Genomic DNA, 25,646 nt, shown 5'->3' with positions numbered 1-25,646 from the left:
ATCAGCCTCGCGCGCGCTGTTCAAGCATGGCCACCGCCGGCAGGGTCTTGCCCTCGAGGAACTCGAGGAACGCGCCCCCACCCGTGCTGATGTAGGAGACCTTGTCCTGGATGTGGAACTTATGGATGGCGGCGATGGTGTCGCCGCCGCCAGCGATGGAAAAAGCACTGCTTTCGGCAACGGCCTGGGCTATGGCGCGGGTGCCGCCGGCGAAGGCATCGAATTCGAATACCCCCACCGGGCCATTCCAGACGATGGTCCCGGCCTTGCGCAGGATCTCGCCCAAAGCCGCGGCACTGTCGGGGCCGATGTCGAGGATCATCTCATCGGCGCCAACGGCGTCCACTGCGCAGGTGCGCGCCGCAGCCGTAGCCGAGAATTCCTTCGCCACCACGACATCCGTGGGCAAAGGAACGTCGCCCCCCTTGGCCTTGGCCGCCGCCATGATGGCCTTGGCCTCATCCACCAGATCCTGCTCGCACAGCGATTTGCCGATGCCGTGCCCGGCGGCGAGCAGGAACGTGTTGGCGATGCCACCGCCCACCACCAGCTGGTCGACCTTTTCTGCCAGGGATTTGAGGATGGTCAGCTTGGTGGACACCTTGGAGCCGGCGACGATGGCCACCAAAGGCCGCTTGGGATTCTGCAGGGCCTTGCCCAGTGCCTCCAGCTCATTGACCAGAAGCGGTCCGGCACAGGCGACGGGCGCATACAAACCCACCCCGTGGGTGCTGGCCTGGGCGCGGTGGGCCGTGCCGAAGGCATCCATGACGAAGACATCGCACAGGGCCGCCATCTGCCGCGCCAAGGTCTCGTCGTCCTTACCCTCGCCGGCATTGAAGCGGACATTTTCCAGCACCACGATCTGTCCGTCGGCGAGCTCCTTGAGCACCGCGCCGCCGGCCCCCAGCCAGTCGCGTACCAGAGGCACTTCGCGCCCCAGCAGTTTGCCAAGGTGCGCCGCTACCGGAGCGAGGCTTGCCTTCTCGTCGAAGACCCCCTCCTTCGGCCGGCCCAGATGCGACATCACCATCACCTTGGCGCCCGCCGCCAACGCCGCGCGCAAGGTCGGCAATGCTGCCCGGATGCGCGTGTCGTCGCCGATCTGGCCAGCCTCGTCCATGGGGACGTTGAGATCTTCACGAATCAGAACCCGCTTGCCCTTGAGGTCCAGATCCGTCATCCGCAGCACGTTCATGAGCAACTCCTCAGCGCTTGACGCCCATCATGGCCAGGGCCGTGTCGATCATGCGGTTGGAGAAGCCCCACTCGTTGTCGTACCAGGAGCAGACCTTCACCAGCTTGCCCTTGACCTTGGTGAGGGAGGACTCGTAGGTGGAGCTGGCGGGGCTGTGGTTGAAGTCGATGGATACCAAGGGCTTGTCGTTGTAGGCAAAGACACCTTTCAGCGCGCCTTCCGAGGCCGCCTTCATGGCCGCATGGATGTCGGCGACGGAGACTTCCCGCTCCACCAGACAGGTGAGATCGACGATGGAGACGTTGGTGGTGGGCACGCGGATGGCGAAACCGTCCAGCTTGCCCTCCAGCTCCGGCAGCACCAAGCCAATGGCCTTGGCGGCACCGGTGCTGGTGGGGATCATGCTCATGCTCGCCGCCCGAGCCCGGCGCAGGTCACTGTGGTAGACGTCGATGATACGCTGATCGTTGGTCATGGAGTGAATGGTGTTCATGGTCCCGCCAACGATGGGCGTCAGATCGTTGAGGGTCTTTGCCAACGGCGCCAGGCAGTTGGTGGTGCAGGAACCATTGGACACGATCTGGTGCTTGGCGGGATCCAGGAGGTGGTGATTGACGCCGTAAACTACGGTAAGGTCCACCGGATCCTTGGCCGGGGCGGAGATCAGGACCTTCTTGGCGCCACCCTGGATGTGCAGCGACGCCTTTTCGCGGGTGGTGAAGATGCCGGTGCACTCCAGCACCACGTCCACCCCCAGGTCACCCCAGGGCAGCTTGCTCGGATCCCGCTCCGCCAGAACCCGCACGCGATCCTTGCCCACCAACATCTCCTGCCCCTCGACGCTGACGGGGAAGGGAAAGCGGCCGTGTACCGAGTCGTACTGGGTCAGATGGGCATTGGTCTCCGGGCTGCCGAGATCGTTGATGGCGACGATCTGAATCTCGTTCTGCCGCTCGGCTTCATAGACCGCCCGCAGAATATTGCGACCGATCCGCCCGTATCCGTTGATACCAATCCGCAATGCCATGTGTCACTCCTTGAAGAACTGGACAATAGAAATCTGTTGGAAGATGGGTGCGTGTCCGCCTCACAGTCCCTGGAACGTGTCGACGATGTGATCCACGGTGAAACCCAATTTTTCGAAGATCACGGGCGCCGGCGCGGAGGCACCAAAGCGGTCGATGCCGATGACCGCTCCCTGAAGACCCACGTACTTGTACCAGAGCGCCGTGGTACCGGCCTCGATGGCCAGGCGACGGGTTACCTTGCTGGGCAGAACGGATTCGCGATAGTTGGCGTCCTGGGCATCGAAGAGCTCGACGCAGGGCATGGATACCACCCGCACCGCCACTCCCCGCTCGGCCAGACGCGCCTGGGCCGCCAGAGCCAGCTCCACCTCGGAGCCCGTCGCGATGAGGATGCCCGCCGGCTCCCCACCCTCGGCGTCTTTGAGCACGTAACCACCGCGCCGGGCGCCGGCGATGGTGGCGTCGCTGTGGGGGAGGGGCGCGAGATTCTGCCGGCTGAGCGCCAGAAGACTCGGGGTACGCTCCTGCTTAACCGAAATCTCCCAGGCGGTGGCCGTCTCCACGGCATCGGCCGGGCGCCAGACATGCAGATTGGGCACCAGGCGAAGGCTATTGACCTGCTCGACCGGCTGATGGGTAGGGCCATCCTCACCCAGACCGATGGAGTCGTGGGTCATGATGTAGATGACGCGGAGGCCCATGAGGGCCGACATGCGGATGGCGTTGCGGGCGTAATCCGAAAAGATCAGGAAGGTGCCGCCAAAGGGCAGGAGCCCGCCGTACAGGGCCATGCCGTTCATGATGGCGGCCATGCCGAACTCGCGCACACCGTAGTGGATGTAGTTCCCCATGAGGCGGTGCTTGCCGATGTCCAGGGCCTCCTTCCAGCGGGTGTTGTTGGAAGGGGTCAGATCCGCCGACCCACCCACAAACTCCGGCACCGCCTTGGCGACGGCCTGGATACACTTGCCCGACGCCACACGGGTGGCAATCTTGGGCGGATCCTTGCGAAATTCCGCGATGAGGTCGGCAATGGCGCGATCGAACTCGGGACTGGCCTTACCCGCCCAGCGCCGCTCCAGCTCCGCGGCATCCTGGGGAAAGAGCTCACGGTACTTGGCGAAGCGTTCCTTCCATTCGGCCTGGGCCTGCTCACCCTTGCCGCGCGCATCGAAAGCCCGGTAGATGGCCTCGGGGACCTCGAAAGGTTCGCCACTCCAACCCAGATTCTTGCGGGTCAGGGCGATTTCCTCCGCCCCCAGGGGCGCGCCGTGCACATCGTGGGTGCCCGCCTTGTTGGGTGAACCGTGGCCAATGACGGTCTTGCAGCAGATCAGGGTAGGCTTGGTGGTCTGGGCGCGGGCCTCGAGGATGGCCTTTTTCACGGCCTCCGGATCGTGGCCGTCGACGCCGGGGATGACGTGCCAGCCATAGGCACGGAAGCGCGCCGGCGTGTCGTCGGCAAACCAGTCGTCCACGTGGCCATCGATGGAAATGTTATTGTCGTCGTAGAAACAGATGAGCTTGTTGAGCCCCCAGACGCCGGCCAGCGAGCAGGCCTCGTGGGAAATGCCCTCCATAAGGCAGCCATCGCCCAGGAAGACGTAGGTATAGTGGTTGATGATCTCGTGATCGGGACGGTTGAAGTGCCTGCCCAGGATCTGCTCGGCCAGCGCCATGCCCACGCCGTTGGCGAGGCCCTGCCCCAGGGGACCGGTGGTGGTCTCTACGCCGGGCGTGTCGCGATACTCCGGGTGCCCCGGCGTTTTACTGTGCCACTGGCGGAACTGCTTCAGGTCGTCGATGCTAAGGTCGTAGCCCGTAAGGTGCAGCAGCGCGTACTGAAGCATGGAACCATGACCATTGGAAAGCAGGAAACGGTCGCGGTTGGGCCAGTGCGGATCCGCCGGGTTGTGCACGAGGAAATCGTTCCAGAGCACTTCGGCGATGTCGGCCATGCCCATGGGCATACCCGGATGGCCCGATTTGGCCTTCTCGATGGCGTCCATGCTCAGGACGCGGATGGCGTTGGCGAGATCGCTGCGCGTGACGGTCATAAAAAGCTCCTTACGTGGGCGGCGACGGGCGCACCGCCGAGGTTGCAGTCCAAAACTTAGGCGTCCACCCGCTGGTGCGTGCGCACGCGCCGGAGAATACCGTCGTGGCCAGAGATGACGAGGCTTTCACTTTCGACGAAGTAGTGGGAACGGGACACGCCGTCGAGGATGTCACCGGAAGTGAGGCCCGTCGCCACGAACAGCACGTCGTCGCTGGCCACGAGATCGTTCAGACCCAGCCACTGGCCGGCCTTCAACCCGGCAGCGGCGATGGCCTCGGCCTCGCCCGGCTTTTGCGGTGCAAGGCAACCAAACATATCGGCGCCCATGGCGCGGGCCGCACAGGCACTGATGACCCCTTCGGGCGTGCCACCGATACCCATCATGGCGTCCACCTTGACGCCCAGAGCGGCCATGATGCCACCGCTCACATCGCCGTCGGTCTGGAGCCGCACGGCGGCACCGGCAGCCTGGATCTCGCGGATCATGGCCTCGTGCCGCGGCTTCTTGAGGACGAAGATGCGCAGCTCGCGCACCTCCTTGCCCAGCGCCCGCGCTAACGCCGCCAGTTTGTCGACCATGGGGGCGGCGGGATCGATCTTGCCACGCGCCGGCGCCGGAACCACGAGCTTGTCCATGTAGAAAGCAGGACCGGGGCGGAACATGGATCCCTTGGGGGCAGCGGCGAGCACACAGATGGAGCCGGGCATTCCGCCCGCCATGAAGGTGGTGCCTTCCACCGGATCCACGGCGATCTCCACCTCCGGCCCGCTGCCCGAGCCGACGCTCTCGCCATTGTAGAGCATGGGCGCCTCATCCTTCTCGCCCTCACCGATGACCACCACACCGCGCATGGGAACCTCGCTCAGGGCGGCACGCATGGCATCCACCGCCGCACCATCGCCACGTTCTTTTTCACCTCGGCCAATCCAGGCGCTCGCCGCACGGGCGGCATTCTCGGTGACGGGCAAAAGGGACAGGGCGAGGTTACGGATGGTGGCCATAAATTAGCAGTTCCTGATAGCGCATGGGTGACAATTCGCTTTCAGCATAAATCAATGCGCCCTTTTTGGGAACTCGACGCAGGCTGGAGATCCGCCCCGTCGAGCCATCGACGCCAGGCGTCGTGCAGGTGTGGGTCGAGGGTCGCCAGTACCGAACTGCAGGCCAGGGCTGCCGCAGGCAGGGGGCGTCCCGCGAGGGTGCTGAGGGCACCGCCCGTTTCCGCCAGGATCAGTGCCCCCGCCGCGCGATCCCAGAGCTGCTGGCCGCCGTGGAGATAGAAATGGTAACGGCCGGCGGCGAGCCAGCACCACTCCAGCACCGAACTGCCAAAATTTCGCTGACTGTGAAAGGGGCGCTCATCGATGAGGCGCAGGGACAAGTTCCGGGCTAGGCGCTTGTAATCCACCACCCCGACGGCCCGATCCAGGGGCGGCGCTTCCCGCGGCACCAAGGCCTGACCGTTGAGGGCGGCCCCTTTTCCGGCGCATGCTGTGAAGAGTTCGTCGCGGGTGGGGTCGTACACCCAGCCGGCCATGGTGCGCCCACCCTGCAGCAAGGCCAGGGAAATGCCAAAAATGGGTACGCCGGCGGCAAAATTGCTGGTGCCGTCCAGGGGATCGAGGCACCAGAGGGGCACCTGCCGCGCCAGGAGTTCCTCTTGCTGCGAGCGGCTCATCTCCTCACCCAACAGGGGCAACTCCGGATAGCGCGATGCCAGCATCGTCTGGAGAAAGTCCTGGCTGTCGAGATCCGCCGAGGTCACCACACTGCCGTCGGGCTTTTTACTGCAGACCACCTCGTGAAAGCGGGGCAGGATGAAACGCTCGGCCGCCTGACGCAGGACCGCTCCGATCCAGGCCACTTCGCTCTCGGAATTGGTAAACATCGGCTGCTGCCACCTTTGCTGCGGTCCGCCCATTGCTCATGGTATCGTGCAGCGTCGTCGCCCATCCTTCAAGCCTGCACCCCAAACATGCCGCGCATACACCTCTACAGCACCGAAACGCCCAAGGAAGACGGTCACTGGCTGCTGCCGCCCGCACCCAGCCATCACCTGCTGCGTGTGCTGCGTGGCCGACCGGGCCAGGAGCTGACCCTCTTCACCGGCGATGGTCGCGACTATCCTGCCGAACTTCTGGGCGCCCGTGGTAAGCAGGCACTGCTGGCCGTGGGCCGGGCGCGCTGGCGCGATACGGGCTCGCCACTGCAGTGCTGCCTGTGGCTCCCCGTGATCCGGGCGGAGCGTTGGGATTGGGCACTGCAGAAGGCGACGGAACTTGGCGCCTGGGCCCTGCAACCCGTCGTCTGCCGCCACAGCCTCGTACCGTTGGCGGAGGCGCGCGCACCCAAACGGCAGCAGCGTTGGCGCGATATCGTGATAGCCGCGTGCGAGCAGAGCAGCGCCACGCGTATTCCCGAATTGCGCCCGGCCATGGCCTTGTCCGAGTTGGGCCCGCCCGAGGTGGACCTGGCGGTGGTCTGCGACCCGAGCTACGGCACGAGTCTGGGCAAGGTCCTGGGCACACGCCGCAGCGCTCGCCGCATCGCCCTGCTCTGCGGTCCCGAGGGAGGACTGCATCCCGAGGAGCTGGCGTGGGCTGAATCCCTGGGTTTCCTCGGTGCGCACCTGGGTCCGCGCATCCTCCGCGCGGAAACGGCGTCCATCACCGCCCTGACTCTTGCCCAAGGCTTCCTTGGCGACCTCGGCGGTTGACAGGCGTCCGCCGGCGGGTGACCATCGCCTTTAATTTTCGGGAGCTTGCCCATGGATATCCTGCTTGCCAATCCGCGCGGTTTCTGTGCCGGCGTGAATCGCGCCATCCAGATCGTCGAGCGCGCCCTGGAACTCTACGGTGCCCCCATCTACGTACGCCACGAAGTGGTCCATAACCGGCACGTCGTGGACGATCTGCGTGCCCGGGGGGCGATTTTCGTCGAGGAATTGGACGAGGTTCCCGATGGCGCCACGGTCATCTTCAGTGCCCACGGCGTGCCCATCTCCGTACGCCGGCGGGCGCAGGAACGCGGTCTGACGGTATTCGACGCCACCTGTCCCCTGGTCACCAAGGTCCACATGGAAGTCAAGAAATACAGCCGCGAGGGCATGGAGATGGTGCTCATCGGCCACGCCGGGCACCCGGAAGTGGAGGGCACCATGGGTCAGGTGGAAGAGGGTATGATGCACCTCGTCTCCAACGTCCGCGACGTCGCCGCCCTCGCCCCGCGCAATCCGGAACGGTTGGCCTACATCACCCAGACCACGCTCAGCATGGACGACACGGCCGAGGTCATCCAGGCCCTGCGCGAGCGCTTCCCGGCCATCCAGGGGCCCAAGAAGGACGACATCTGCTACGCCACCCAGAACCGCCAGGATGCCGTCAAGCGGCTGGTGCCCGATGTCGACATCCTTTTGGTGGTGGGTGCCCCCAACAGCTCCAATTCCAGCCGCCTCGCCGAGTTGGGGGTGCGCCTGGGTACCGCCACGCACCTCATCGAGGATGCCAGTCAGCTGCGGCGCGACTGGTTCACGGGGGTGGAACGTATCGGCATCAGTGCCGGCGCCTCGGCCCCCGAGAGCCTGGTTCAGGAAATCATCGATACCCTCAAGGAGTGGGGTGCTGGCGTACCGGTGGAAACCGACGGGGTGGAGGAAAAGGTCATCTTCAGCCTGCCTCTGGCCCTGTCCCAACGCGGATCCGCAGCCTCGCACTGAGGCGGCAGCGTCCCGTTACCTCGGGTCGCCTTCGGACGAGTCCACCAGTCCCTCGGGGGGATGTCTCGGGATGCTGTCCACCGGCTCCAGCGTCTCCAGTTCCTTCGCCGCCTCGCTGGCCTGCAGATCGCGGAAGCGGCGGGCCGTGACCAGGACGCGGCTCTCCAGTGACCCCGTCGCCCGGTTGTAAGCCTGCACGGCCTGCCCGAGCCCCTTGCCGACGCGCGCCCAATGCTCCGCTAGGGTGCCGAGGCGATCGTAGAGTTCCTTGCCCAGCGCGCTGATGGCCTGGGCATTCTCGGCCAGAGACTCCTGGCGCCAGCCGTAGGCGACGGCGCGCAACAGGGCGATGAGGGTGGTGGGGGTGGCGACGATGACCTTCTGCTCCACACCATATTCCAGGAGTCCGGGATCCGCCTGCAGCGCAGCACTGAAAAGGTCCTCGCCCGGCAGGAACAGCACCACGAATTCCGGCGTCGGTACCAGCCGCTCCCAGTAGACTTTCTTGCCCAGCTGGCCCATGTGGGTCTTGAGCTCAGCGGCATGCTTCTTCAACCATAGGGCCTTGTCGCCCTCCTCCATCGCCTCCACGGCCTGCAGGTAGGCATTGAGGGGGGCCTTGGCATCCACGGCAATCTGCTTGCCGCCGGGCAGACGGACGATGAGATCGGGACGCTGGATGCCGACCTCGCCATTGCCTCCCAGACTTTCCTGCTCCACGAAGTCGCAATGGGCGAGCATACCCGCCATTTCCACCACCCGGCGCAGCTGCAACTCACCCCAACGCCCCCGTGCCGCCGGTTGCCGCAGCGCCTTGACGAGACTCGCCGTCTCCTGATGCAGGCGCGGCAGGTGATCCTGCACCAGCGCGCGCAACTGCTCGTTGAGACTGCTGTAGGCGTCGATACGGGCCCGCTCCAGCAGATCGAGGCGTTCGCCCACCTTGCCCAGGGATTCCTGGATGGGCTGGACCAACTGCTGCAGGCTGGCCTGGCGTTGCTCCCAGTCGCCCTTGGCACTTTCCTGAAAGCCCGCCAGCTTTTCCTGGGCCAGAGTCAGGAAAGACTGGTTGTTGCGCCGCAGTGCCTCCGCCGACAGGGCCTCGAAGAGCTGGCGGAAATGTTCGCGCGCCTCCTCGAGGCTCGCCACCCGCGCCTCCGCCTGGCGACGCTCCTGCAGTAGGCGCTCCTCCAATTCCGCAAGGCGGCGGTCACGCTGGCCGATATCCTGACGGCCAAGCTCGAGGGCTTCCCGGAGCTTTTCCTGCTCCCGCCGCAACTCCGCGATCTGACGATTCTCCGCACGCAGCTCCGCGCCGGCGAGTGCCTCTGCGCGAAGCTCGCGCTCCAACTGCGCGATACGATCCTGCTGGCGGACATCCTGCGCCCGAAAGCGCTCGAGCTCCGTCCGGAGTCCATCGCGCTCGACGCGCAGGGTGTCTCGCTCCCGCAGGTCCCGACGCCAGCGCCAAACAAGATAGAGCAGGGCCAGTGTCAAGGCCAGGATGGGGGGAAGCCACCACCAGGACGTCATGGGCACCACACGTCCCCTAGCGCCACAAGCCCGATTCGGACCGGCGACCTTGCCCGTCGCCGGCGGCGCGCGGCGACTCAGTCAAGGCGCAGATCCGAGGTGCAGTGGGGACAGCGCTGGGCCGCCAGAGGGATACTGCTGGCGCAGAAGGGGCAATCCTTGCTGGCCACCGCTGCCGCAGGCTTGGGATAAAGCCGATTGATGAGCCGCACCAGACTGAAGACGAACAGGGCGATGATGACAAAGCCCACTACCGAGTTGATGAAAAGACCATAGTTCAGGGTGACGGCCCCCGCCTTCTGCGCCGCCGCCAGCGTCGCGTAGGGTCCTGGGACCTTGCCGGTGTGGAGCGTCAGGTAGAGGTTGCTGAAGTCCACCTTGCCCAGCAAGAGACCCAGGGGCGGCATGAGGACGTTGGTCACCAGGGAGTTGACCACGCCCGAAAATGCGGCCCCGATGACAAAGGCCACGGCCAGGTCAACGACACTGCCGCGCTGTAAAAAGGTCTTGAAATCCCTGAGGAATCCGCCCATGCACCACTCCTTGGTCTGGTCCGTGTTGATCAATGACAGAAGCGGTTCACCTCGAGCTTGCGTTGATCCATGGTAGCGCGCTGCGGAGCGCTGGTGCAGTCGGCGAGGCTGTCGCCGCAGGTAGTGGCCCAGCTTTGGGTGAGATGGAAGAACTCCCCGGCTTTTCCCGCCGAAGTGGCATAGGGACCTTCACTAAAGAGCGATTCTAACGCGGAAAAATACCGGCTCTCCTCGCCCGCCCATTGCGCCACCGCCGACCAGCAGGCGGCCTGCTGGTCCGCTTCCATCCTGGCGCAGCCGATGGCATCACGGCGAGCAAGATCCAGGGCGCGGCGCCAGGAAGCGCAGAACTGCCCCTCGGCGGCCCGACGTTGTACGGCCGTTGCTGCAAGCTTCTGCTGGGCCTCCTGCGCCGCCCGCGCCGCCGCCTGGGAGCGGGCCTCGGCCGTTGCCGCAGCGCCCGTCGGTGACGGCGGCATCATGGGATTGCTGGCACACCCGCCAAGACCAAGGATGACCAATCCCGAAAAGAACCACTTGCGCATACCCCTTCCCTCCCACCATCGCCCGGAGAATTTATAGCACAGGCTGGCGAGATCCGCCCGGTCATCCGCCTTCGGCAAGGGCGGGCCGCGCAGCCCGCCGGGGGCGGCGAAGGTTTTCAAAAAGCACATAGAAGGCCGGCGTCACATACAGGGTCAGGAACTGGGACACGACGATACCACCGGCCACGGCCACCCCGAGCGGTACCCGCGACTCAGCACCGGCACCGAAGCCTATGGCTATGGGCAGGATACCCAGGACCGCGGCGAGATTGGTCATCATGATGGGGCGAAAGCGGGTAAGGCAGGCATCGACCATGGCGGTGACGGGGTCGGCACCGGCGCGCCGCCGATGCACGGCGAAATCCACCATGATGATTCCGTTTTTCTTGACCAAGCCCACCAGCATGATGATCCCCACAAAACTGAAAAGGTCGAGTTCCTTACCGAATATCCACAAGGCCAGCAAGGCCCCGAAGCCCGCCAGGGGCAGCGCCGTGAGAATGGTCAGGGGATGCACGAAATCTTCGTAGAGGATGGCGAGAATGGCGTAAATCAGGGCCACCGTTGCCAACAACAACAACGGGAGTCCGCCGCTCGACTGCTGAAAGGCCGCAGCCGTGCCGCCGGCAGTGCCCTGGACATCCGCCGGCAGGATCTCGGAGGCCAGCTTCTGGATGGTCGTACTGGCAGAACCGAGTGCCATGCCGGGAGCCAGATTGTAGGACACCGTGACACTCGGAATACCGTTGTAGTGGCTGATGCTCAGGGGACCCACGCCATAGCTGGCCTGGGTGACGGAACTGAGGGGAACCAGGCCGCCATTGCCGGGGAGGAAGATATTGTCCAGGGCCGAGAGATTCTGCTGAAAGCGTCTTGCCAGGTCGAGAATGACCGAATACTGGTTGGTGGCAGCGTAGATGGTGCCGACCTGAGTGCCCCCAAAAGCAAAATTGAGGGCCTGCTCGATGACCTGGGGGGTGACGCCCAGGGCCTGCGCGCGTTTCTGCAGGATCTTGACATCGATCTGCGGATCGGCCAGCTGCAGATCGCTGGTGACCGACTGAAATCCGGGAGCTGCGCGCAGGGCCTCGACAAACTTCGGCACGGCGGCGTCGAGGCTGCCCTGGTTTTCACTCTGCAGCACATACTGGTAGCTGGACTGCGAGGAGATGGGGCCCATCTGGATGGCGGGCGGCATCATGAAACTCACCTGCACCCCACGGAAGCGCTCCACGCTGCGCCGCAACTGCTGGATTACCATGGTACCGGCAGGACGCTGACCCAGAGGTTTCAGACGGATGATGAGACGCCCGGTATTGGCCGAGCCAAAGGCGCCAGCGCCCTGACCGGCGCTGGAGAGCACCGACATCACCGCCGGGTTTTTCTCGACCACGGCGGCGATGGCCTGCTGCTGACGACTGAGCTCGGCGAAGGAGATGCCCTCCGGGTACTGCAGATTGCCCATGATCATGCCGCTGTCGTCGCTGGGAATGAAGCCCTTGGGCAGGATCAAGAACAGTCCGATCATGGCGGCAAAGGACAGGCCCGCGACGCCATAGACCCAGCCGCGGTGCGCCAGGGTCCAGCGCAGGCTCTGCCCGTAGCGGTCGCGCAGGCGCAGAAACCAGCGCTCGAAGGCGCTGGCCGCGTCGTGCTTGACCTGCAGGTAGCGCGCACAGAGCATGGGGGTCAGGGTCAGGGAGACCAGGCCCGAAAGCAGGATGACCACGGCAATGGTCACGCCGAACTCCCGAAACAGCCGACCGATGATACCGCCCATGAGCAGAAAGGGCAGGAAAACCACGGCTAGGGACAGGGTCATGGAGACGACGGTGAAGCCGATCTCCTCGCTGCCGCGGAAGGCGGCGGTCTCGGGATCTTCGCCCATTTCCTCATGTCGAGAAATATTCTCGAGCATCACCACCGCATCGTCCACCACGAAACCGACGGCCAGGGTAAGGGCCAGCAGCGTCAGGGTGTTGAGGGTGTAACCCAGCACAGACATCACGGCAAAGGTACCGAGAATGGAGGTGGGAATGGCCAGTGCGCCGATGAGGGTAGGACTGCCGCGACGCAGGAACAGCCACAACACCGCTGCCACCAGAATCGAGGCCAGCAGCAGGGTAAACTCCGTTTCCTGGACTGCCGAGCGGATGTAGTCGGCCTTGTCGTAGATGACCTTCATCTGTGCGCCGCCCGGCAGGCTCGCGGCCAGATCGGGCAGACGCTTCTGGATGGCGGTGGAGATGGCGACGGTATCGGCATCAGGTTGGCGTACCACGGCCAGAATGAGGGCGCGTTGTGGCCCGAGCCAGCTGGCAATCTGGTCGTTGTCCACACCGTCTTGTACCGTGGCCACATCCGCCAGCGGGATGACCGTCCCCTGGCTCTGAAGTACCGGCATCTCGCGGAAGGCTTCGGCATCGTCCAGCTGGCCATGGACGTTGACGGCGTAATTCCGGGCTTCTCCCAACAGGGTTCCCTGAGGCAGATTGACGTTGTGGCTGCCGATGGCCTGACTCAGGGTCTGCAGCGAGATGCCCCGCGCCGCCATGGAGAAGGGAATGGCGTGGATACGCACGGCATAGTTCTGCTCACCGAAGACCTGCACCTGGGCAACCCCAGGAATACCCGACAGGGCCGGGACCACCCGATCCACCGCATACTGATTGAGCCGATAGATGGGCATCTGTGGGGCCGACAGGGCGATGAACTCGATGGGCGCCGCCGAGGGATTGATCTGCCGTACCAGGGGCAGACTGGGCAGGCCGGGCGGGAGCAGGTGCGCCGCCTGGGTGACGGCGTTCTGGACATTCTGGGTCGCCACATCGATGTTCTGGCTAAGGTCGAATTGCAGAATGATCCGGGACGAGCCCTGGCTGCTGGTGGAACTCATGGAGGCAAGGCCAGGGATGGCGGAGAACTGCTTCTCCAGAGGAGTCGCCACACTACTGGCCATGGTCTGCGGGCTTGCGCCCGGTAGGGATGCGGCCACCACCACCGTCGGAAAATCGACGCTGGGCAAAAGTGCCACGGGCAGACGCAGAAAGGCAAAGATCCCGTAGACCACGAGACCCAGGGTGAGGACGATGGTCAGCACCCGGCGCCGAATGAAAAGGGCAGAGATATTCACGGCTGCTGCCTCCGCTGGCCGTGACCGGCGTGGGCCGCTGCGCCACCACGCTCCGGAGCGGTTTCACCGGGCAGGAGCACCCTGGCGCCCGGGTAGATACGGGCCGGCACCGGATAGATCACCGCGCTACCCGCCGGTAGACCCTGGAGCACCGCCAGCGGACCATCCTCCCAGAGCAAGTCCACCTTCTGCACCGCCACCTTGCCCCCTGGGGCAATATAGACGAAATTCCCGGACTGCCCCTGCTGCACCGCCCCCGCCGGCAGGGTCAGAGCCCCTTGCAGCCGACGTACCGGCAGGCGCGCCTCCACATACTGTCCGGGCCAGAGGGCGTCGTTGTCGTTGGGCGCCTGCGCCTGCACGCTGACGGTGGCCGTGGTCGCATTGACGCCATTGTCCACCACCTGGACCCTGGCGGTGGCGAGATTTGCGCCCGTCTTCTCATCGAAAACGGGCACGGCCAGACCCTCGCTCTGGGCCAAACGGGCGGCCCCCAGCAAACCCTGGGGAATCTGAAAATTGATGGCGATGGGGTGGACTTGGTTGATGACCGCCAACTGGGTCTGGTTGGCGCTGACGAGATTGCCCGGTTTGACCAGGGCCATGCCGATGGTGCCGGCAATGGGTGCGCGGATGACCGTGTAGCCCAGATTCAATCGGGCCTGGGCGAGGGCCGCCCGATCGGCCTGCACCGTGGCACGCGCCGCCTCGGCTTGGGACACCGCCTGCTCAAAGCTCTGCCGAGTGATGAAATCCTTGGCGACCAAGGGTTTATCCTGCTCCACCAAGCGCGCCTGATAACGTGCCGTAGCCTCGTCCGCCGCCAGCTTGGCGGCGGCCTGGGCCACGCTTGCCTGCGCCTGCGCGGGGTCGATCCGGAAGAGCACCTGACCGCGCTCCACCTTCCCACCTTGCACGAAGCTCTGGGTCTGCAGGATACCGCTGATCTGGGGTACCAGAGTGACGGTCTGCAAAGGTGCGACGGTGGCGAGGAAGGAGCGATATTCCACGACATCCTGGGTCTTGGGCTGCACCAGTTCTACGCTCAGGGGTGGTGGTGCGCGGTGCGGCGCTTTCTGACAAGCGCTCAGCGACAGACCCAAGGCAATGGCCAACAGGCCGCGCGACCCAAAACGCATGATGCTCATGGTTGTACTTCTCCCAAAGGCATACCGACGGCCTGACTGAGTTGCGCCAGGGCCACATAACTCGACACCAGGTTCTGGATGAGGGTGTAGCGGGCCTGGGCCAGGGTCGATTCGGCCAGCAGCACATCCTGTATGGTGGCCTGGCCCACCCGATACTGTGCGCGCACCACCTCCAAGGCCTTTTCCGCATTCTCCAGGCTGCTGCGCGCCCCGGGATAGGAGGCGAGGGTCCCTTGGAAATTGTGGTAATCCTGCCAGACTTGGGTGAGCGTCGTGCTTTGGCTCTGGCTGAGCTGCGCCTGCGCCTGATCGGCCTGGGCCTGGGCTTGGCGTACCTGATAGTGGTGATTGAAACCGGTGAAAAGCGGCACCGTCAGGGTGAGGCCAAGGCTCCAGGTATCCCCCGGCGCGAAACCGTTTTGAAACTGGTAGCCGTAGTTTCCGGATAGCGCCAGACTCGGCAAGCCGCTGGCACGGGCGCTGCGTACATTGGCCTCGGCAACGGCCAGCTGGGCACGAGACGCTTGCAGCGCGGGATTGGCTTTTTCGGCGGCCTGCATCAGGGTCTCGGCCGCCTGTGCAAGGCCCGGGGGCGGCGGGGCGTCCAGACGCAGATCGGCCAGACCGATGCGCGTCGCTGGCCCAAGTCCCACGGCCGCCGCCAGATTACCTTCACTCCCACGCAGGGTCTGTTCCTGGGCCGCCAGCGCCGAGCGCGCCTGCGCCAGGGCGGCACGCGCTTGATAGAGTGCACCGATGGTCGCCTGGCCCGCACGGTGCAGGAGTTCCGCAGCCTCCAGGTTCTTTTCCTGTTCGGCCACGGTCTGCCGATCTGCCAAAAGCAAGGCCCGATTACCCAGCACCTGGTAGTAGGCCTGGGCCACGCTGAAGGCGACGGCCTGAATACTCTGGTTCTGGGTGAAACCCGCTACCCACTCCTGGGCGCGCGCGGCATCCACCTTGGCTCGACGCAAACCAAAATCCCACAGGGTATACGACAGGGTCAGATTGGGGCTCACGCTGTTGCGCACCGGCACACTGAAGCCCGCTGTGGACACGGCCTGGCGCCGACTGGCGGAGGTGTTCATGGTTACCGTGGGCAGCCATGCGCTTTGCGCCACTCCCAGCGCAGCAGCCTGGGCGCGTAGACCATCCCAGGCTGCCGCCGTCTGCGGATTGTGGCTGAGCGCATAGTCCGTAAGCTCCGCCAGACTCCAGTCACGCCCAAGCCAGTCGGCTTTGGCCGCTGGCGCCTTGGGCAAGGGCGGCAGGTGGGCTTCGCCCCGCCAAAGCTCGCCCGGCGCCGCCGGGAGCCCGTGCGTCGTGGCAAAGGGATCGGCAAGCAAACTTTCGCCCGTGGCCGGCAGACTCACCGGCGCAACGGTCAGGGCCAGACCAAGGAGGGACCACCGACCAGGTTTCACGCTCCATCTCCACACCAGGGACCGGCGCTATTCTCAGGCATGTGGTTCGGCAAAGGAAGCGCTCCTCCAGGGACGAATTGTTGCATTTTGTGAAGCGCTCTTTACAAACTTTGATACTTTGCCGCTGGCAGGCATTTCAAGACCGGGCTATCTTGAAAAGACCGGAAGGAGCCCCTTCCTCGGACAAAGGAGAATGCAATGAAAATGTTTCAGCCTGCTGTTCGGTTTCTCGCCGCCAGTCTTCTGTTGGCTGCTCCAGTAGCCTTTGCCGCCGGTACCGGCGCGATGGATGGCACCACCGCCAACGGCCCCGCGCATATGGGTACTGGGCCCATGGCCGGTCACGGACCCATGCACGGCATGCACCCGCATTGGGGTCCAATGGCCCGGATGGCCAATGCACCCGTACCCATGCTCCTGCCCATCGTCTGGAAACATGCGGTGGAGCTCAAGCTGACCCCGGCCCAGGATCAGGAGCTGCAAAACTGGCGCAAGGCGGCCGAACAGAAGATGCGCGGGCGCTGGTCCCAGTGGCGCGAGCATAACCTCGCCTTGCGCAAGGCGCTTCTGGACCATGCGCCCGCCGCCACCATCAAACCCCTGGAAGATCAGGTGCTGAAAGACCACGCCGAGATGCTGCAGGAGGGCATAGCGCAGGTGGAGTTCGTCCACAAGCTGTTGACGCCGGCCCAGTGGCAGCAGGTCACCAAGCTCTATGCCGACATGGAAAAGCGGCAGAAGGAGTGGGGTCATCCGGGTTGGAAGCGCCCCTGATGGCCAAGGCCCGCATCCTGCTGGTGGATGACGACCCCAGGTTGCGCAGCATTCTGCTGCGTTACCTGGAGATGCAGGATTTCAGCGTCTGTGGCGTCGCCTCCACAGCGCTGATGGACCGGATGCTGGAGCGGGAATTCTTTGATCTGCTCCTGCTGGACGTGATGATGCCGGGAGAAGACGGTTTCGAAGCCTGCGCACGCCTGCGCCGGCAGGAACCCCAGCTGCCCATCATCATGTTGACGGCCCGCGGCGATCTGGACGATCGCGTCCAGGGACTGTCCCTGGGCGCCGACGATTACCTGGCCAAACCCTTCGAGCCCGAAGAGCTGGTGGCCCGCATACGTGCCGTCCTGCGGCGCAGTCAGGAGCCGGACATGGCCAAACCAAGCCCCGGCGCCATCCATTTTGGCCCTTTTCGCCTTGCTCTCGACACCCGCAGCCTATGGCGCGGTGAGGAACGCATTCCCCTGACCGAGACCGAATTCTCCCTGCTCCACGCCCTGGCCAGCCATCCCTGGCAGACCTTGTCCCGCGATCGTCTGATCCAGATGATCCGCGCCGGCGATGAAGTCCCGGGAGCGCGCGGCGTCGATGTCTTCATTTCGCGCCTGCGCCGCCTGATCGAGGACGATCCCGCGACTCCACGCTACCTGCAGACGGTCTGGGGACGCGGCTATGTCTTCGTCCCCAGCGAAGACCACGGCTCCACGGCCACCTGATGCGCCCGCGTTTCTGGACGGACACCCTCTTTGCCCGCATATTCCTGCTGGTGGGCGCGCTGCTGCTCGCCAGTCAGCTGGCCGTATACTGGTATTTCAATGTCTACCAGGCAGAGCGTCGGGCCCAGTTTCCGGCCCAGAACTGGGCGCAGATTCTCACCCTGAGCGAGGCCCTGGGGCCTGCGGCGCGGGCGAGGCTGGCACCTACCCTGGCGCGTCAGGGTATGGAATGGCGTCCGGCCAGCGCCATGGGCGGCAGCCCTAAACTTCCCGCACCCCTGCAAAACGCGCTGCAGATCCTGCACGGCCTTGGCTGGCCCGAGGCGGAGATCCGCCTGGATCGCCGGCACAACACCCTGTGGCTGCGGGCAAGTCCGCAAAGTTCCCACGCCATCGCCATGCCCTTACCGCGCCCCGCGGGACCTTCGCCCCAGTGGTTCAAGCTCAGCGCCATCCTATTGCTCTCCCTCCTTGGCACCTTCCTCATCGTGCGCCAGCTGACGCGCCCCTTGAGTCGGATCATCGCCGGCGTGGTGGATGCCCGCGCTACCGAGACCCTTCCGGAACTGCCCGTGGCTGGGCCCGCCGATGTGCAGCGCCTGGCCGAGAAACTGAATCAGGCCTTGGGCGAGATGCACCAGCTTTGGAAAGAGCGGGAAATGGTGCTCTTGGGGGTGTCCCACGATCTGCGCACGCCTTTGACGCGCATGCGCATGCTCCTGGAGTTCCTGCCCGCAGATACGGAGATTCGGGAGGATCTCATTGCCAATCTGCGTGAGATGGATGCCATCCTGCGCCAGTTCCTGGACTATGCCCGCAGCGGGCAGGAGGAGCCCAGCCAGGCACTGGAACTCGCTTCCTGGTTGCGCGACTTTGCCGAGCGGCAGGGGTCGGACATTCAGCTGGACCTACCCGCTGACTCCGAACTCAAGGCACGGCTGCGTCCCGTCGGTCTCGCCCGCATGCTCCAGAATCTTACGGACAATGCCCGGCGTCACGGCGCGCCGCCCATCCTTTTGCGGGTTCGCCGCACACCGACGGGGTGGGTCTTTGTCGTGCGCGACCACGGTAAGGGCGTGCCGGCGGCGGAACTGGAGAAAATGGAGCGACCCTTTGCCGTCGCCGGACGCGGTGGCGGCACGGGTCTGGGCCTGGCTATCGTCCGCCGTCTGGTTCAGGTCCAGGGCGGCACCCTGCTTTTTCGGGAGGCTCGGGAGGGCGGCCTGGAGGTGGAAATCCGCCTGCCGGATCGCTGAACGCGCCTCAGTGCGACGGCGCCGCCTCGTGCGGACAGAGTTTACGCAGATCCTGAACCTCCTTGGGACTGAGGTCGCGCCAGGCGATATTGCCGCACTGCCCGGCCAGCGGTCCCTGCAGGGTACCCGCCTGGGATACCGCCTTACCCACCGGAAAATCCGGCACCGAGCGCGTGCTCACGGTGGGGCCGACCATCTGCACCGACGCTGCCGGACTCGTGACCGTGCTGTGCGCCACCCGAATGCGCTGGTTTTGCCACCAGAAAAAGGCAATGGCCACCACCAACAGCACGAAGACCACCAGAATCCACCACTTCCCCGAACCGCCGTCGCGTTGTCCTGCCATCTTGCCCATCCTCCTCGCACTTGACCAAGGCCCTCAGGAGAGGTGCTCCAGGGCCACCACACCCAGGGCCAGCCACTTGGCCCCGGAGGCAAAACGCACCTGGATCCGTCCCTGACGACCGGAAGCCTCGTAATCCAATACCGTACCCTCGCCGAACACCGGGTGCCGGATACGGCTGCCCAAAGGATAGGGTAAGTCCCGTGCGGCGCTGCCCTGCCGGGGCGACAACGTCGCCGTCGGCACCACGGGGCGGCGGATGCGTGCCCGCGGCCGCAGCTCGCGGACGAGATCGCTGGGCAGGTCGCGCAGAAACCGGGAGGGCAGACTGGCACGCTCCGACCCATGCAGACGTCTGCTCTCGGCGTAGCAGAGCACCAGTCGGCGCATGGCGCGCGTCATGCCGACATAACACAGCCTGCGCTCCTCGGCGAGCCCATCGGCATCCTCCAGCGAGCGCTGGTGCGGAAACAGGCCCTCTTCCAGACCCACCAGAAAAACCACGGGGAACTCCAGGCCCTTGGCGCTGTGCAGACTCATCAACTGGACCGCATCCTCCCAGGCATCGCTGGCACCCTCGCCGGCCTCCAGAGCCGCGTGGGTGAGAAACTCCGACAAACGATTGCCGGGGTCGGGATTGAGCTCCCGCAGCGCCTCACGCTCCTCCACAAAGGCATAGGCACGCGCGGCGTTGATGAGTTCGTCCAGATTTTCCAGGCGGCCCTCATTGCGGTCGCCATCGCGTGCGTACCAGTCGCGCAGGCCCGTCACCTCGATCACCCGCTGCACCGCGGCGTCCAGTTCGTCGCCGGCAATCTCGGCGGCGAGGCCGTCCACCAGGGTCAGGAAGGCGTTCAGCTTGGGCGAAGCGGCCTGCCCCGCTGCCTGCCACAGGGATAGACCCTGCTCCCGGGCCTGCAGGCGCAGGCGCTCCAGGGTGACATTGCCAATTCCCCGGGTAGGCAGATTGACCACCCGCTCGAAGGACGCATCGTCGTGCCGGTTGCGGCACAGCCGCAGATAGGCGAGCACGTCCTTGATTTCCGCCCGTTCGAAAAAACGCAGCCCGCCGTAGACCCGATAGGGCACGCCTTCGCGCACCAGGATTTCCTCGAAGACCCGAGACTGGGCGTTGGAACGGTACAGAATGGCACAATCCTCACGACGCCCACCCTGCGCGACCCACTGCTGGATCTGGGCGACGACAAAGCGGGCTTCGTCCTCCTCATTGTAGGCCGCGTAGAGCTCCAGGGGCTCCCCACCATCCTGTGCCGTCCACAGGGTCTTGCCCAGGCGCTCGGCGTTGTGGGCGATGACCGCGTTGGCAGCGGCCAGAATGGGCGCACTGGAACGATAGTTTTGCTCCAGACGCACCAGCGCCGCACCAGGAAAATCCTCGGCGAAGCGCAGCAGATTCTCGACCCTGGCCCCGCGCCAGGCATAGATGGACTGATCGTCATCCCCCACCACGAAAAGCCGTCCGTGCGCGGCCAGGCGCCGGAGCCAGGTGTATTGCACGGCGTTGGTGTCCTGGAACTCGTCCACGAGCACATGCTGAAAACGTTCGCGATAGTGCTCGAGGATGCCGTCCTGATCCCACAGACGCAGGGCATACAGGAGCAAGTCGGCGAAATCTACCAGGCCGCCGCGTTCCTTGATGCGCTCATAGCGTTCGTAGACCTGCACCGGGATCGTCCAGCGACCGACCTCCCGCGCCGGCACCTGCGCCGGCGTCCAGCCCTCGTCCTTCCAGCGACCGATCTGTGCCGCCAGCGCCCGGGGTGTCCACTGCTTCTCATCCAGACCCAGCTCGCGCAGGGCGCGGCGCACCAGGCGTTGGCTGTCGTCGCTATCGAGGACCTGAAAATCGGCGGGCAGACCAAGGGCCTCGGCGTGGCGGCGCAACAAGCGGTGAGCAATACCGTGGAAGGTACCCATCCACAGCGGCGCGAGATCCACCTGCACCAGGGCCGCCAGACGCTCGCGCATGGACCGCGCCGCCTTGTTGGTAAAAGTTACGGCCAGGATCTCTGCCGGACGCACCCCCTCCTCCAACAGATGGGCGATGCGGCTGATGAGTACGCGGGTCTTGCCCGAGCCCGCCCCTGCCAGCACCAGGGCAGGGCCAGGCGGTAGGAGCACAGCCTCACGCTGTTGATCGTTGAGTTGTATCCATTCACTCACGGCGTGTGCCTCGGTCTTGAAATTCGCAGTCTTTGCCCACATTGTGAGGGCAGGATCAGCGCTTTTCCACCATTGGCCTCGAATCTCATCAGGGGATAGCCTTGGAATACAAAGATTACTATCAGATTCTGGGTGTTGGCCGCGACGCCGATGCCGACGCCATCAAGGCGGCATACCGGAAGATGGCGCGTCGGTACCACCCGGATGTCAGCAAGGAAGCAAATGCCGAGGAACGCTTCAAGGAGGTCCAGGAGGCTTATGAAGTACTCAAGGACCCGGAAAAGCGCCGCGCCTACGACCAGTTGGGAAGCAACTGGAGGGCCGGCCAGGAATTTCGCCCGCCGCCGGGGTGGGAGCACTTCCACGCGGGTTTTGGCGGTCCGCAGGATGCTGCGGGGATGGGAGGCTTCAGCGATTTCTTCGAGGAGCTCTTTGCCCAGAGTCGCGGCGGTCGACGGGGCGGCGGTTTCCGTGCCCAGGGCGAGGATACCCAGGCCACCCTGGCCATCAGTCTAGAGGATGCCGCCCACGGGGTGCAGCGAGAGATCGCCCTGGAGCTTCCCGGTATTGGCCCCGACGGCCGCCTGCAACGCCAGACGCGGCGTCTCACGGTCAAGATCCCCAAGGGCATCACCGCCGGTCAGCGTCTGCGCATTGCCGGACAGGGGCAACCTGGCCTTGGTGGCGGTCCCGCCGGCGATCTCTACCTGCTGGTGGAATTCTTGCCCCATCCCCAGTTCCGGGTGGAGGGTCGGGATCTCTACCACGATCTGAAGATCACGCCCTGGGAGGCCGTTTTGGGCGCCAGTGTCGAGGTACCGACCCTGGACGGGCCCGTCCGCACCAAAGTCCCGGCGGGAGCCAATTGTGGCCAGAAGCTCCGGCTCAAGGGTAAGGGACTGCCAGGTAGCGCAGGAAAGGAGGCAGGAGATCTGTATGCTGTCGTCCAGATCGTCGTGCCAAAAACGATATCGGAGCAGGATAGAGCCCTCTGGCAACAGCTAGCCGAGCACTCGCACTTTCACCCACGTCGCTGAGCCCGAGTGAGGAGAAGCCCCCATGAGTTCCACTCCCATCACCGTCCTGCAGGCAGAGATCGTCGACGATGGTCTGCTCTGCTTTGATTTCGGCGAGCTTTGCGATCTGTTGCATTGCGCACCCAGTGAGGCCTTGGCCTGGGTCCAATACGGGGTGATACAGCCCCAGGGCAGCGGACCACAACACTGGCGTTTTCGGCGCATAGACCTCTATCGCGCTCGTCTCGGGCAGCGCTTGGCCCGCGATCTCGAACTGGACATGGCCGGCGCGGCATTGGCCGTCGAGCTGTTGGAACGTCTGCGCTTCTAGCCCAAGCCGACGCCGCCGGTGCCACCTTGGTACACTTCCACCCGATTGCGGCCATGGCTTTTGGCACGGTAGAGCGCGCGGTCGGCAGCCTGCAATAAAGCCTCAGGGGAATCGACCTCGGCGCCGTTGGTGGCGATGCCAATACTCAAGGAAAGTCCGTCGGCAGACTCTGCGCCGGGGACGCGCAGTTCCAACAGCGCCTGGCGGATCCGCTCCGCCATGGTGCGCGCACCGTCCAGGGTGGTCTCGGGACAGATAACGAGAAACTCGTCGCCGCCCACGCGGCACAGCACGTCCTGCATGCGTGCGTGCGCCTGCAGCGTCGCCGCCAGTTGACGCAGGACCGCATCGCCGCTGTGATGGCCCAGCTCGTCATTGATCTGCTTGAAATTATCCAGATCGAGCAGGAGAACCGCCAAGGTCTTTCCGTGTCGCTGGGCGGCGGCCCACTCTTGGGCGAGCCGCTCCGTCACGTAGCGCCGGTTGCGCAGAGCCGTCAAAGGATCGGTCAGGGCCGCTTGACGCAGGTCTCGGTTGACCTCCACCAAGGTTCCGGCAAACTGGCGCAGCCGTTGCCAGCGACCGGCTTGCTCCTGGCGCAAGGCTCGGCGGCGGGCGGCGGCGTGCAGATGGGGCGTGAGTTTCTGGTCTGTCAAAGGCGGTAGCTCGCGCGCGTCCACCGCCGTTTCGAAAAGACGGGACTCCACCTCAGGCGGCAATTCAGGCGCGACGAGCAAGAGGTAGGGCCCAAGCTCCCGTCGACCGTTGAACCGAGGTAACAGGCGCTCCCAAAGTTCGGCGATGGCGTCCCAGTCGAGCACCAGAAGATCCACCTGATCGCGACCGGGCCAGTGCAAAAATCCTTCGATGGACAGGGGCCAAAAAGCGTTCCCCTGCTTTCCCAGACTCAGCAATACCTCCGGCACCGCATCCACTCTACCGGCCCAGGCCACATGCAGGCTGTGCACTGCGTCACCAACACCGCAGCCAGGTTCTGTATCTGCCGCCTGGCGCAGCTGCACCTGGCGTCGCAAGGGTGCGGCCTCACCCAGCAAGCCGCGCCACTCTGGCCAGGCCATGAGCAGGGACTGGGCAATCGTCTCCATGGTGGCCACATCGATACCCAGATTCGCCGCTTCCCGCAGCAGGTGCTCGCGCTGACCATCGTCGTCCTGGGTCTGCAGCAGACATTGCTGCGCCAGGGACCTCCCCAGACTCAGCATATGCGCAATCCGCAAGGATCGCGGCCATTCGCCCCGCGGCACGGCCTTGGCATTGGACTGAAAGAATGCGGCTTCCACGTATACGGCGGGGAATCCCCAATCTTCCAGAAGCAGACCGGTGACCTCATCCTCGTCCAGCGCAAAGCGCTCCAACTCCTGCGCTTTCAGCCAGAGCTCATCGACAGGTGTCGGTGCATCCTGCAAGATCTGGGCAAACTCCTCGGGATAGGCACTGGCGAGGGACAAGTGACCGATTCGCGCCAGCAGGCCCAGGACGAAAATCTCATCGGCCGGGGCCTGCCCCAAAATCTGGACCAACTCCTGGACGGCCAGGGCAGTGAGCAGAGACGTGGTCCAGAAGCTCGCGTAATCGAAACCCGGTACCCGCTGCTCCGACGCTTGCATCAGCGTCAGCGCGAGCACGAGGCGCTTGATCTGGGCAAAACCCAAGACCAGTATGGCATCGGGGATGGACACGATGGGGCGCCGACCGGCGCGCATGGCCATGCTGGTCATTTTGAGAAGCCTAGCGCTGAGGGCCGGGTCCGCCTGCAAGACCCGCGCAAGGTCAAGACTGCTGGTTTCCTCGGCATCGACCAGGCGGGCGACCTCGAGATAGATGCCGCGCGGCGAGGGTAATCGCCCCGTATTCTTGAGCGCCTTGAAGCGATCGTCGATCAAGCGGATGTCCTTTGAACCCGGCGCGGACGTGCAGACCGGTACCGACTACCATTTAGTCGAAAATACGCCAAATGGCCGTCTGGCGCCGCGCAGATCATGGGTGACACCAAGCGCTGCCGGCGACCTCCACCTGACGGGATTTGCGCCCCTCGCCCAGGGGAATTGCGGGCGGGTTACCGGCGCGGGCGGCCGCGAACACCAACGGACGCGGTTCGTTATCCTGCCAACGATCACTGAGGCGCACGGACTCGATGCCGCCCCAACGCAGACCCAGTGCCGTGCAGGCCTCGCGGGCGCGCTCCCGCCAGGTGTGCAGAGCCTTGGCGGCGGCCCGCCGCTCGGCCTCCTCGTGATCGGCGGCACGGGCAACGAACTGCGTCGACACGATCTGCAAGCGGGCCTGCAAGTGGGCCAACAATGGGCCCAGAAGCGCGGGAGCCGCCTCCAGCTGCAGACTCCCGGTAACCCGCCAGAGAGGACGTTTGTCCACTTCCACGCGGAGACTCTGATACCCCGCATTCTGCCAGTGCACGGCCGGATCTTTGGCGAGAATGCCACTGGCCCACTGCAAGGATGCATTGACCGCGGCTGCCGCGCGCGCCGGATCGTCACGCTCCGCGCTGGCCGCCAGTTCCGCCCTCAGTTGGGTAGCGGGAACGACGTAGTCCTCGGTCGTCGAAAGCTCGATGCGGGTGCGGTTCGCATCGCTGGCGACATCGGCACCGGCGGCGGGGGGCAGCAAGCACAGGCCCGCAATGAGACCAGCAAAGACAGCACTGCGACGATGGCTGGACACGAT

22 protein-coding genes are annotated in these 25,646 nt (G+C 64.8%); 7 read left to right on the top strand and 15 right to left on the bottom strand.

Annotated elements, in window-relative coordinates; genetic code table 11:
- Position 1: 1 nt before the first annotated feature.
- From ACAty_RS00345 to ACAty_RS00325, 5 genes are read right to left on the bottom strand one after another with little or no spacing between them, the layout of a single operon-like run.
- Positions 2–1,198: a phosphoglycerate kinase gene (locus ACAty_RS00345; RefSeq protein WP_004869802.1), complete on the bottom strand. Its 1,197-nt coding sequence runs from the start codon at positions 1,196–1,198 to the stop codon at positions 2–4.
- 10 nt (positions 1,199–1,208) lie between these two features.
- On the bottom strand, positions 1,209–2,225 hold the full coding sequence (gene gap, locus ACAty_RS00340; RefSeq protein WP_004869800.1) for a type I glyceraldehyde-3-phosphate dehydrogenase: 1,017 nt from the start codon (positions 2,223–2,225) through the stop codon (positions 1,209–1,211).
- 60 nt (positions 2,226–2,285) lie between these two features.
- Positions 2,286–4,283 (bottom strand): transketolase, encoded by a 1,998-nt coding sequence (gene tkt, locus ACAty_RS00335; RefSeq protein WP_004869798.1) that lies wholly within the window; start codon positions 4,281–4,283, stop codon positions 2,286–2,288.
- 56 nt (positions 4,284–4,339) lie between these two features.
- A complete protein-coding gene (glpX, locus tag ACAty_RS00330) occupies positions 4,340–5,287 on the bottom strand; it encodes a class II fructose-bisphosphatase (RefSeq protein ID WP_004869797.1) in 948 nt (315 codons plus the stop codon).
- 41 nt (positions 5,288–5,328) lie between these two features.
- Positions 5,329–6,174 carry an inositol monophosphatase family protein gene (locus ACAty_RS00325; RefSeq protein WP_004869795.1) on the bottom strand — a complete coding sequence of 282 codons (846 nt, stop codon included), beginning with the start codon at positions 6,172–6,174 and terminating at the stop codon, positions 5,329–5,331.
- Positions 6,175–6,261: 87 nt separating this feature from the next.
- On the opposite strand from ACAty_RS00325, the gene ACAty_RS00320 reads away from it, so the two are divergent.
- Both ACAty_RS00320 and ispH read left to right on the top strand, forming a co-directional pair.
- The gene (locus ACAty_RS00320; protein WP_004869793.1) at positions 6,262–7,002 is read left to right on the top strand and encodes a 16S rRNA (uracil(1498)-N(3))-methyltransferase; all 741 of its coding nucleotides are present in this window, start codon (positions 6,262–6,264) and stop codon (positions 7,000–7,002) included.
- 51 nt (positions 7,003–7,053) lie between these two features.
- A complete protein-coding gene (gene ispH, locus ACAty_RS00315) occupies positions 7,054–8,001 on the top strand; it encodes a 4-hydroxy-3-methylbut-2-enyl diphosphate reductase (RefSeq protein WP_004869791.1) in 948 nt (315 codons plus the stop codon).
- Between the two features lie 15 nt (positions 8,002–8,016).
- Here the strand turns inward: ispH and rmuC are convergent, their stop codons facing one another.
- From rmuC to ACAty_RS00285, 6 genes are all read right to left on the bottom strand, one after another.
- Positions 8,017–9,534, bottom strand: coding sequence for a DNA recombination protein RmuC (gene rmuC, locus ACAty_RS00310; RefSeq protein ID WP_038471343.1), 1,518 nt, complete (start codon positions 9,532–9,534; stop codon positions 8,017–8,019).
- Between the two features lie 77 nt (positions 9,535–9,611).
- Positions 9,612–10,067 (bottom strand): large conductance mechanosensitive channel protein MscL, encoded by a 456-nt coding sequence (mscL, locus tag ACAty_RS00305; protein ID WP_004869785.1) that lies wholly within the window; start codon positions 10,065–10,067, stop codon positions 9,612–9,614.
- Between the two features lie 29 nt (positions 10,068–10,096).
- Entirely contained in the window at positions 10,097–10,612 is a 516-nt protein-coding gene (locus ACAty_RS00300) for a hypothetical protein (protein WP_004869784.1), read from the bottom strand.
- Positions 10,613–10,673: 61 nt separating this feature from the next.
- On the bottom strand, positions 10,674–13,745 hold the full coding sequence (locus ACAty_RS00295) for an efflux RND transporter permease subunit (protein WP_038471339.1): 3,072 nt from the start codon (positions 13,743–13,745) through the stop codon (positions 10,674–10,676).
- Positions 13,742–14,893, bottom strand: a complete 1,152-nt coding sequence (locus tag ACAty_RS00290) for an efflux RND transporter periplasmic adaptor subunit (protein WP_004869769.1) — start codon at positions 14,891–14,893, stop codon at positions 13,742–13,744. Before ACAty_RS00290 ends, ACAty_RS00295 begins: the two co-directional genes overlap by 4 nt.
- Entirely contained in the window at positions 14,890–16,317 is a 1,428-nt protein-coding gene (locus tag ACAty_RS00285) for a TolC family protein (protein ID WP_004869768.1), read from the bottom strand. The genes ACAty_RS00290 and ACAty_RS00285 overlap by 4 nt, the downstream gene beginning before the upstream one ends.
- A 198-nt stretch (positions 16,318–16,515) precedes the next feature.
- Between ACAty_RS00285 and ACAty_RS00280 the strand changes: the two genes are divergently transcribed.
- From ACAty_RS00280 to ACAty_RS00270, 3 genes are read left to right on the top strand one after another with little or no spacing between them, the layout of a single operon-like run.
- On the top strand, positions 16,516–17,091 hold the full coding sequence (locus ACAty_RS00280; RefSeq protein WP_004869767.1) for a Spy/CpxP family protein refolding chaperone: 576 nt from the start codon (positions 16,516–16,518) through the stop codon (positions 17,089–17,091).
- Positions 17,076–17,813 carry a response regulator gene (locus ACAty_RS00275; protein ID WP_272945173.1) on the top strand — a complete coding sequence of 246 codons (738 nt, stop codon included), beginning with the start codon at positions 17,076–17,078 and terminating at the stop codon, positions 17,811–17,813. Before ACAty_RS00280 ends, ACAty_RS00275 begins: the two co-directional genes overlap by 16 nt.
- Complete coding sequence (locus ACAty_RS00270) at positions 17,813–19,069, top strand: ATP-binding protein (protein WP_004869765.1); 1,257 nt, start codon at positions 17,813–17,815, stop codon at positions 19,067–19,069. The genes ACAty_RS00275 and ACAty_RS00270 overlap by 1 nt, the downstream gene beginning before the upstream one ends.
- Before the next feature lie 7 nt (positions 19,070–19,076).
- Here ACAty_RS00270 and ACAty_RS00265 read toward each other — a convergent pair whose 3' ends face one another.
- Together ACAty_RS00265 and ACAty_RS00260 are read right to left on the bottom strand one after the other, a co-directional pair.
- Positions 19,077–19,415 (bottom strand): hypothetical protein, encoded by a 339-nt coding sequence (locus ACAty_RS00265; RefSeq protein WP_004869764.1) that lies wholly within the window; start codon positions 19,413–19,415, stop codon positions 19,077–19,079.
- Between the two features lie 33 nt (positions 19,416–19,448).
- Positions 19,449–21,596: a UvrD-helicase domain-containing protein gene (locus ACAty_RS00260; protein ID WP_014002062.1), complete on the bottom strand. Its 2,148-nt coding sequence runs from the start codon at positions 21,594–21,596 to the stop codon at positions 19,449–19,451.
- Between the two features lie 101 nt (positions 21,597–21,697).
- On the opposite strand from ACAty_RS00260, the gene ACAty_RS00255 reads away from it, so the two are divergent.
- Positions 21,698–22,633 carry a DnaJ C-terminal domain-containing protein gene (locus tag ACAty_RS00255; protein ID WP_004869761.1) on the top strand — a complete coding sequence of 312 codons (936 nt, stop codon included), beginning with the start codon at positions 21,698–21,700 and terminating at the stop codon, positions 22,631–22,633.
- A 22-nt stretch (positions 22,634–22,655) separates the two neighbouring features.
- The gene (locus ACAty_RS00250; RefSeq protein WP_004869759.1) at positions 22,656–22,943 is read left to right on the top strand and encodes a chaperone modulator CbpM; all 288 of its coding nucleotides are present in this window, start codon (positions 22,656–22,658) and stop codon (positions 22,941–22,943) included.
- Here the strand turns inward: ACAty_RS00250 and ACAty_RS00245 are convergent.
- A complete protein-coding gene (locus ACAty_RS00245; protein ID WP_004869758.1) occupies positions 22,940–24,847 on the bottom strand; it encodes a sensor domain-containing diguanylate cyclase in 1,908 nt (635 codons plus the stop codon). The two genes, ACAty_RS00250 and ACAty_RS00245, sit on opposite strands and share 4 nt — an antisense overlap.
- A gap of 94 nt (positions 24,848–24,941) precedes the next feature.
- A complete protein-coding gene (locus ACAty_RS00240) occupies positions 24,942–25,643 on the bottom strand; it encodes an SIMPL domain-containing protein (RefSeq protein WP_004869756.1) in 702 nt (233 codons plus the stop codon).
- Positions 25,644–25,646 lie beyond the last annotated feature (3 nt).

This window comes from Acidithiobacillus caldus ATCC 51756 (assembly GCF_000175575.2).
GTDB lineage: Bacteria > Pseudomonadota > Gammaproteobacteria > Acidithiobacillales > Acidithiobacillaceae > Acidithiobacillus_A > Acidithiobacillus_A caldus.
The sequence above is the reverse complement of the archived record's forward strand: the minus strand, read 5'-3'. Positions and strand labels throughout refer to the sequence as shown.

Coding starts and splice junctions, on each gene's coding strand:
- ACAty_RS00345 (WP_004869802.1), bottom strand. CDS start 1,198: ATGAACGTGCTGCGGATGACGGATCTGGACCTCAAGGGCAAGCGGGTT.
- gap (WP_004869800.1), bottom strand. CDS start 2,225: ATGGCATTGCGGATTGGTATCAACGGATACGGGCGGATCGGTCGCAAT.
- tkt (WP_004869798.1), bottom strand. CDS start 4,283: ATGACCGTCACGCGCAGCGATCTCGCCAACGCCATCCGCGTCCTGAGC.
- glpX (WP_004869797.1), bottom strand. CDS start 5,287: ATGGCCACCATCCGTAACCTCGCCCTGTCCCTTTTGCCCGTCACCGAG.
- ACAty_RS00325 (WP_004869795.1), bottom strand. CDS start 6,174: ATGTTTACCAATTCCGAGAGCGAAGTGGCCTGGATCGGAGCGGTCCTG.
- ACAty_RS00320 (WP_004869793.1), top strand. CDS start 6,262: ATGCCGCGCATACACCTCTACAGCACCGAAACGCCCAAGGAAGACGGT.
- ispH (WP_004869791.1), top strand. CDS start 7,054: ATGGATATCCTGCTTGCCAATCCGCGCGGTTTCTGTGCCGGCGTGAAT.
- rmuC (WP_038471343.1), bottom strand. CDS start 9,534: ATGACGTCCTGGTGGTGGCTTCCCCCCATCCTGGCCTTGACACTGGCC.
- mscL (WP_004869785.1), bottom strand. CDS start 10,067: ATGGGCGGATTCCTCAGGGATTTCAAGACCTTTTTACAGCGCGGCAGT.
- ACAty_RS00300 (WP_004869784.1), bottom strand. CDS start 10,612: ATGCGCAAGTGGTTCTTTTCGGGATTGGTCATCCTTGGTCTTGGCGGG.
- ACAty_RS00290 (WP_004869769.1), bottom strand. CDS start 14,893: ATGAGCATCATGCGTTTTGGGTCGCGCGGCCTGTTGGCCATTGCCTTG.
- ACAty_RS00280 (WP_004869767.1), top strand. CDS start 16,516: ATGAAAATGTTTCAGCCTGCTGTTCGGTTTCTCGCCGCCAGTCTTCTG.
- ACAty_RS00270 (WP_004869765.1), top strand. CDS start 17,813: ATGCGCCCGCGTTTCTGGACGGACACCCTCTTTGCCCGCATATTCCTG.
- ACAty_RS00265 (WP_004869764.1), bottom strand. CDS start 19,415: ATGGCAGGACAACGCGACGGCGGTTCGGGGAAGTGGTGGATTCTGGTG.
- ACAty_RS00250 (WP_004869759.1), top strand. CDS start 22,656: ATGAGTTCCACTCCCATCACCGTCCTGCAGGCAGAGATCGTCGACGAT.